The sequence below is a fragment of the Providencia sp. 2023EL-00965 genome, assembly GCF_033550225.1.
In the GTDB taxonomy this organism is placed as follows: Bacteria; Pseudomonadota; Gammaproteobacteria; order Enterobacterales; family Enterobacteriaceae; genus Providencia; species Providencia manganoxydans.
The window spans coordinates 226870-233588 of record NZ_JAWUEH010000007.1 but is presented as its reverse complement, the minus strand read 5'-3'; the positions used below and the strand labels follow the sequence as shown (position 1 = coordinate 233588).

The following is a 6719-nucleotide window of genomic DNA, read 5'->3' as shown; positions in this document are numbered from 1 at the left end:
ACGTTTTACGACAGCGGCAGACCTGATGTTACAGCTTTCAACGGCAAAACGCCAAAACAAACTGAAACACTATTTATCACGTTCAGTGATGGCACCGAAGTTATTGATTATCGATGAGATAGGTTACACGCGCGTTGAAAACTCAGGTATGGCGGCTTGCGGGAATAAAATCGATCTTGGAAAAAGGTCTGGATAAACAGCCTGTTCCTGAAAACAAACCTGACCTGCTATCAACGTTGGAACATGAAAACGTTCGCGGCAGTAAATACTACCACTGATATGGAAGCCAATAATGAACCATCTTTATGAACAACTCGCTGAACTGAAACTCACAGGCTTCCTCGATGCCCTAAAAAACCAGATCGCACAACCTGGTGCATACCTGGAGCTGGGGTTCGAAGAGCGCCTGTTATTACTGGCTTCAGAAGAACTGACCTGCCGCGAAAACAGGAAAGCAGAGCGTCTAGTGAAACAGGCGCGGTTCAGACTTAGCGCCGAGTTATCAAAACTGGATTACCGAAGCAGCAGGGGCCTGAATAAGCCCCTCATCCGTTCGCTCGGTCAGGGAAACTGGTTGAACCTTAAACAAAACCTGTTGCTGACTGGGGCGACAGGCAGTGGCAAAACCTATCTGGCCTGTGCGCTCGGCCACAATGCCTGCCGACAAGGATATAAGGTCTATTACTACCGTCTGAAGGCGCTGATGGAGCTGTGTTACCAGGGACATGCGGACGGACGCTATAGCAAACTGCTGACAAAACTGAATCACAGCGATCTGCTGATTCTGGACGACTGGGGTCTGGAGCCTCTGTCGTCAGAACAACGCAGCGATCTACTGGAAATAGTGGATCTCATGTACCAGCGAGGTTCTATCATTGTCGTGAGCCAGTTACCGGTGGAAAGCTGGTACAAGATGATCGGGGACTCAACGCATGCGGATGCCATCCTGGATCGGTTGGTTCACGGGAGCGTCAAGATAGACCTTAAAGGAGAATCAATGCGAAAAATGCAAACCTTGTTGACCGAAGGAGATCAGTGAAGTTAATGTAACAATGGTTCTGTGAAAGTGACACGAACCGATCTTCATCAATGTTACTCACCGATCTCCTTCATGGTAATACGCAGCATGACTGAAAGCCAGATTGTGGCGATTTTAAAAGAAGCCAAAGCGGGTATGCCGGTGAAAGAGATTTGTCGTAAGTACGGCATCAGTAATTCAACGTTTTATAAATGGCACGAAAAATACGGCGGTATGGAAGCGTCAGATGTGCGCCGCTTGAAAGAGCTTGAAGAAGAGAACCGTCGACTTAAGCAGATGTATGCTGAGTTGAGTCTCAAGTCACAGATGCAAGAAGACATCATAAAAAAGCTCTAGCGCCCGTGGCAGAACGGAAAGTCTGGGCACACGAGTTACAGGTGCAGTATAACGCAAGCGTAGTGAAGTGCTGTCATGTGGTTGGTATCAGTCGTACCGCTTGCTATTACGAGCCAAAGCTGACCAATGATGACGAAATCATTGATGCCTTGAATGCTTTAATCGACAAGCATTATCGGTGGGGGTTCCCGAAGTGCTTTAAACGCCTTCGAAAGCTAGGCCACAGTTGGAACCACAAACGTGTTTATCGCGTTTATAAGGAGCTAAAACTGAACCTGCGACGCAAAGGCAAAAAGCGACTGCCCAACCGTAACCCAGAGCCGTTAGCTGCACCGAATGCATTGGGAAAATCTTGGTCAATGGACTTTATGAATGACAGCTTGCACAACAAAGTCAGGTTCCGCACATTTAACGTTATTGATGACTTTAACCGCGAAGTTTTAGGTATTGATATTGCGACCAGCATGCCGTCATTGCGTGTCATACGCTATCTTGACCAACTTGCTGAGTGGCACGGTTACCCTGAGAAAATTCGGGTTGATAATGGCAGCGAATTCACCTCGGAAGTGTTTGTAAATTGGGCAAAAGCACATGACATTATGATTGATTACATTAAACCCGGTTGCCCATATCAAAACGCATACATTGAACGATTTAACCGAACTTATCGCGATGATGTACTCAATTGCTACATTTTCAACAACCTGAACGAAGTGAAGCAAATAACCGAAGACTGGATTGAGCTATACAACAACGAACGGCCGCACGATTCACTCAATGACATGACGCCATTTGAGTACCGAAGTGCGGCATAAATATTCTACGAGATGACTGTGTTATAAATGGGGTATTTACATAGATTCTAAGTCATTTTTGCAACAAGCCCAAAAAACATGAGAAAACAATTAAAACAGGCCTTCTTTTTGTTTTTTTTAATTTTGTATCAGCAGCCATTTTTCCGGTGACAATAAAAGAAATAAAGACATTTTTTTTCATACGTTAAGCCCATGACATTCAATAAAAAGCAGATTTATATTTATGACAAAAATTTTCTCTTATTAATCTTCACATATTGATAAACCACAAATACAATCTGTTCTATTCTGTATTCTTTACCAATTGTTGAGTGAGTTTTTAATACTACAAGGTATTAAGTAAAGACCTATCACTGCATAATATTATTATTTAATTAGGCTAAAAAATAAGAATGGTGTTAGCTTAAATCACAACAATTCAAACTAACACCTTTCTAATTTAAATTAATCTATTTATATTATAGTATTAATATGCCCACACAGCTGCGTCAACAGACAATACATAAGTATCCCCCGCGACAACTGCTGTATCATGTTGTTGAACGGTGAAATTCAATTTTGATGTATCTTCATTTGTAGGAACAATCCAACCGTTGCCACCATTACTCATTTGTCCTGCCGAAGCGTCTGGTACTAACACAAAGTTAGCAATATGAGTCGGATTATTCGTTCCCTTAACTTGAATGATTGTGCTTAACTCATTTTCTGGCGTTACTGTACCAGATGCCGGAGTCCAGCGGATCGCCACTGAACTTTCTGTCGCTTCAGCTAAGCCCGTCGCAACCTGTGTACCTGCAGTTTGCGGACCAGCAACAAGATCATCACTCGCGGTTAATGTAACTGAAGCCGTTCCCCTAGCTGTAAAAATCACATCGGCCGTTGCTGTTACAACCTGAGAATCGATTTCATCTGCAATAGCTGAACCTGTTGATACAAATGCAATAATAGATGCCAATAAAGCGACTTTTAACTTTTTCATACATACTCTCTTAAATATTCAAATTAATTGTAATAACTTATAAAGCCCAAAATGCAGCATCTAATGACACAACATAAGTGTCCGCATTAATCATCTTGTGTACTACAGCTCCAATAGAATCAGTGGTCACTGATGATGGATAAATGAACCACTCTGTCTCAGATTTTGACGGAGAAGCGTCGCTCGCATAAAAGAAAGCTTCAAGTTTATTATTTGGATTATTTTTTCCAGAGAGAATAACTGCATTCTTAGTAAGGTCTGCTGACGCTGGAGTAAATGTTCCCGGTGTCCATCTAATGGCATAGTGATCGTGCCCATCTAGATTTGAAACGCTGAAGTTAGCAATAGGTTTATCAACTTGCCATAGCCCAGCTCTTAGATTGTCTACAGGGGTAATAGTGAGTTGTGGCCCTTGCCCCAACGCATAAGTCGCATTGGCTGTTCCAGTGAAGATATCACTCGCGATACCCGCTGCTAATGCCGCCTGTGAACTCATTGCGATTGCCGCAACACCTAATAATAATTTAAACCCATTGACTTTTTTCAATTTCATTTCTACTTTCCTTTATTTATATATGCACCATTCCAAAATAGAATAATGTGCGATAGGTACAAAAAAACTAAAATATTACTGACACTTCAATACAGAACCGTTTAATATAATTTCCCATGATGCAGACGATATTTTTTGTGTTCCATCAGAGACAATCTCAAAGAGTTCCGTTTTATTTTTGCTCTTTATAATGCTAATTTTATTTAATTCATCATGAATTAATTCTGGGGCACTTAAACGTATATTCAATTGCTTACCTGATGAAAATAAACGATAGCGTTGTGACCTGCCATTATTTAATGGAGCATCACTCCATATTTTAAATCCACAATAATCGCCATTATCAGAAATCTCGCCTTTCGCCAGTAACGTCCCATCGGTAATAACCCCTGATTTTAATCCATCAACAGGTCTAATATTTAAGGATAAAGCACTTGTTGCTCCCCCCCATCCTAGGAGAACGAAGGACAGGATAATTTTATTTATTTTCATCTTTTTCCTTACTGACAAATTGCGCTTAACTGATAATAAATATCATTGTTCTTCTTAGGCGGTAATTGATACTTAACTGAACATACCTCATTTTTTAATTTAATCTGTAATAGACCTTCTTCAGGAATACCCGATAAATACAAATTACCTTGTTCCCCGACAATACCATTGATCCCCAAACGATTATCAACTGTCACTAGCGTCCCAAAGGGAACGACTTTGCCATTTTTAAATTTCAAATTAAATAAAGCTTTAGCACCAATTTGGGTTATAAATTTGGCAGGGATAACCGCCCCCTCCGTTGGTACCACTTTAGTATTGGTATTTTTAACATCAATGTCCGATGAAAAACTCGCAGGGTTAAGCGTAATCGTATTTTCCTGATAAGGAATTAAATATGGCTGAATCGCATAACCTCTTCCGTCCGTTTCAATCCCAGGTAAACTACTGGCTTTAACATTTGCGGCCCCCGGTGCTTCAATGAGCGCAGCCGTCCCTTCAAATGGTTGAGACAATGTAATACCATCCCTATGTGCCACCACACTGCCACTGACACCAATCCCCGTTTGATTATAGTGATTGCTGTAGCTGTAATTGGAATTTATCTGCCCTGATGCTCCTCGCCATTGAAGATTCAACGTTCCATTATTTGAGTTTTCTGCCGAATTAGTTTTGTATTGTTGACTTATATTCCAATTCAAGCGTTGCTCATAAGCATTACCTGATAACCCTACCGCATGGGTATCCCCACCATTGGACGGTTCCGTGTAACGATAAGATACTCGGGTACTCCCGCCGACCCATTCATCTAATGGCACACTTAGCCAAACACTGATGATATTATCATTACTAGAACGTCCATTTTCTCTCGTATATTGCGTTTTCTGCCAATTCAGTGACGCTGTTACATTTCGGATTAAAACAGAATAGCTTATATTGTAAGTATTATCGGAGCCAGAACGATCCCAATAATCATCTCGATAACCTGATGCCGAAATATTTCCCCGCTCAGCTAACCCTTGATTCAAGGTGACCGCAAAACGGCTTTTTTGTTTATAGCTAGAAGATTCATTGTTTTTCCAACCGTTTTTTGTATATGTATTTAAGGTATCTGATAATGAGTCGAACCCTTTGCTGTCATATTGGTAACTGGCTAAAGATAGCTGAGTATTACTGTCAAATTCTTTGTTGTAACGAAATTGTAAAGAATGACCATCTTGAGTGTCATGGCCCCAACGTTGGCTGTGATTTTGGGTGATATCAACCGACAAAGCACCAAAATTCCCTAACGTCTTACCAACACCTAACAACAGTGATTGGTAATGCTCCGCTAACTGTATTCCGGTAAAAACCGTCATATCCCAAGGCAAACCATAAATTGCGGTCCCTTGAGCCAACGCTTGCTTTTTTATATTGTCATCACTCGGCCGGTATTGACCTGACATGACACTATAACGAAGGTAGCCTTCCTTAACTGAAACCGCAGGTGCTTGATAGGGGATAACAAACTCCTGAGGAGCACCGTCCGTTTCCCAAACCGTCACCGTAATATCGCCCGAGGCCCCACTCACCGATAAATCATTTAACTCAAATGGACCCGGTGCCACAACACCATCATAAATGGTGTAACCATTTTGTTTCACTTCCACACGCGCTTGCGTTCGTGCAACACCTCTCACTACTGGGGAATATTGATACTGACTAGAGGGTGACATTTTATCATCCGTAGCCAGCATGCCCCCTCGAAATGGAACACTATCAAACACATCACCTGAGGTATAACGTTCGCCCAACGTTAAGCGACTCTTTAAGCTATATAATCCACGCTCCGCATATAAAGCAATATTCTCCCATTGATTGGTATCACTTTTTGTATTTTTCCATGTGGAGTTATTCCTGATACGCCAAGCACCAAGATTCAATCCCGAATTAAGTTGAACCCACGTTGAATCATTTGATTCTCGAACATTTGATTTATACGTAGTATGTGTTGTTGTAGCTTTATAATTTAAAATAAACGCCGTTATTCCCTCATTCCATAATTCAGGATTCGCTATCCCTTTTGTGGATTTCTTTAAATAAATTTGAGGAACGCTTAACTCAAGGGTCAGGGCGTTAAAATTAAAATGGGCATTAGCACCAGATAACGAGGCAATATCAAAGCATGCATCTTCCGTTTGCTCAACTTGGGATTCTGTTTCCTGAATATCAACACCATACTGCACCAGCTGAAGACTTGATAAACAGGGAACCAAGAGCGATTTTTCGTCATCCTCATCCAATTTTGAAAAACGGATATATGATGTACCAACTTGCCTGCCATTAATCAGGACATCAACCAAGTAAGTCCCTGGCAACTGCCCTCCACCTTCAAATAAAGAGAGGTCAATAGAGTCACCATCAACCCCCTCTATTAATTTTGAATTAAATGTATATTGCTGTGCATAATTAAATGACGAAAATGATAAAATAGCTAAAGCGAATATGCTTAATTTAAATTTCATC

Annotated in this window: 7 protein-coding genes and 1 pseudogene; 3 read left to right on the top strand and 5 right to left on the bottom strand. The window is 41.3% G+C overall.

The annotated features are described in order from the left end of the window. The 3 genes and pseudogenes from SC428_RS11335 to SC428_RS11325 form a co-directional block, all read left to right on the top strand. Nucleotides 1-127, top strand: a pseudogene (locus SC428_RS11335) (ATP-binding protein); the annotation flags it as partial. Between the two features lie 165 nt (nucleotides 128-292). Then, nucleotides 293-1039 carry an IS21-like element helper ATPase IstB gene (gene istB, locus SC428_RS11330; protein ID WP_154628744.1) on the top strand — a complete coding sequence of 249 codons (747 nt, stop codon included), beginning with the start codon at nucleotides 293-295 and terminating at the stop codon, nucleotides 1037-1039. 72 nt (nucleotides 1040-1111) lie between these two features. Beyond that, a protein-coding gene (locus tag SC428_RS11325) for an IS3 family transposase (RefSeq protein ID WP_412544623.1) occupies nucleotides 1112-2190 on the top strand; the annotation gives its coding sequence in 2 pieces (ribosomal slippage) (nucleotides 1112-1364 and nucleotides 1364-2190; 1080 coding nt in all). A 52-nt stretch (nucleotides 2191-2242) separates the two neighbouring features. Here SC428_RS11325 and SC428_RS11320 read toward each other — a convergent pair. The 5 genes from SC428_RS11320 to SC428_RS11300 all read right to left on the bottom strand — a co-directional run bounded on the left by SC428_RS11320 (nucleotide 2243) and on the right by SC428_RS11300 (nucleotide 6718). Further along, entirely contained in the window at nucleotides 2243-2371 is a 129-nt protein-coding gene (locus SC428_RS11320; RefSeq protein ID WP_255425050.1) for a hypothetical protein, read from the bottom strand. Nucleotides 2372-2656: 285 nt separating this feature from the next. After that, on the bottom strand, nucleotides 2657-3169 hold the full coding sequence (locus SC428_RS11315; RefSeq protein WP_004915994.1) for a hypothetical protein: 513 nt from the start codon (nucleotides 3167-3169) through the stop codon (nucleotides 2657-2659). Between the two features lie 37 nt (nucleotides 3170-3206). Continuing rightward, nucleotides 3207-3722, bottom strand: coding sequence for a hypothetical protein (locus SC428_RS11310; protein WP_154628745.1), 516 nt, complete (start codon nucleotides 3720-3722; stop codon nucleotides 3207-3209). Between the two features lie 75 nt (nucleotides 3723-3797). Next, nucleotides 3798-4214 carry an AfaD family invasin gene (afaD, locus tag SC428_RS11305; protein WP_121875207.1) on the bottom strand — a complete coding sequence of 139 codons (417 nt, stop codon included), beginning with the start codon at nucleotides 4212-4214 and terminating at the stop codon, nucleotides 3798-3800. Between the two features lie 8 nt (nucleotides 4215-4222). Next, nucleotides 4223-6718 (bottom strand): fimbria/pilus outer membrane usher protein, encoded by a 2496-nt coding sequence (locus tag SC428_RS11300; protein ID WP_195848264.1) that lies wholly within the window; start codon nucleotides 6716-6718, stop codon nucleotides 4223-4225. Nucleotide 6719: the final 1 nt, after the last annotated feature.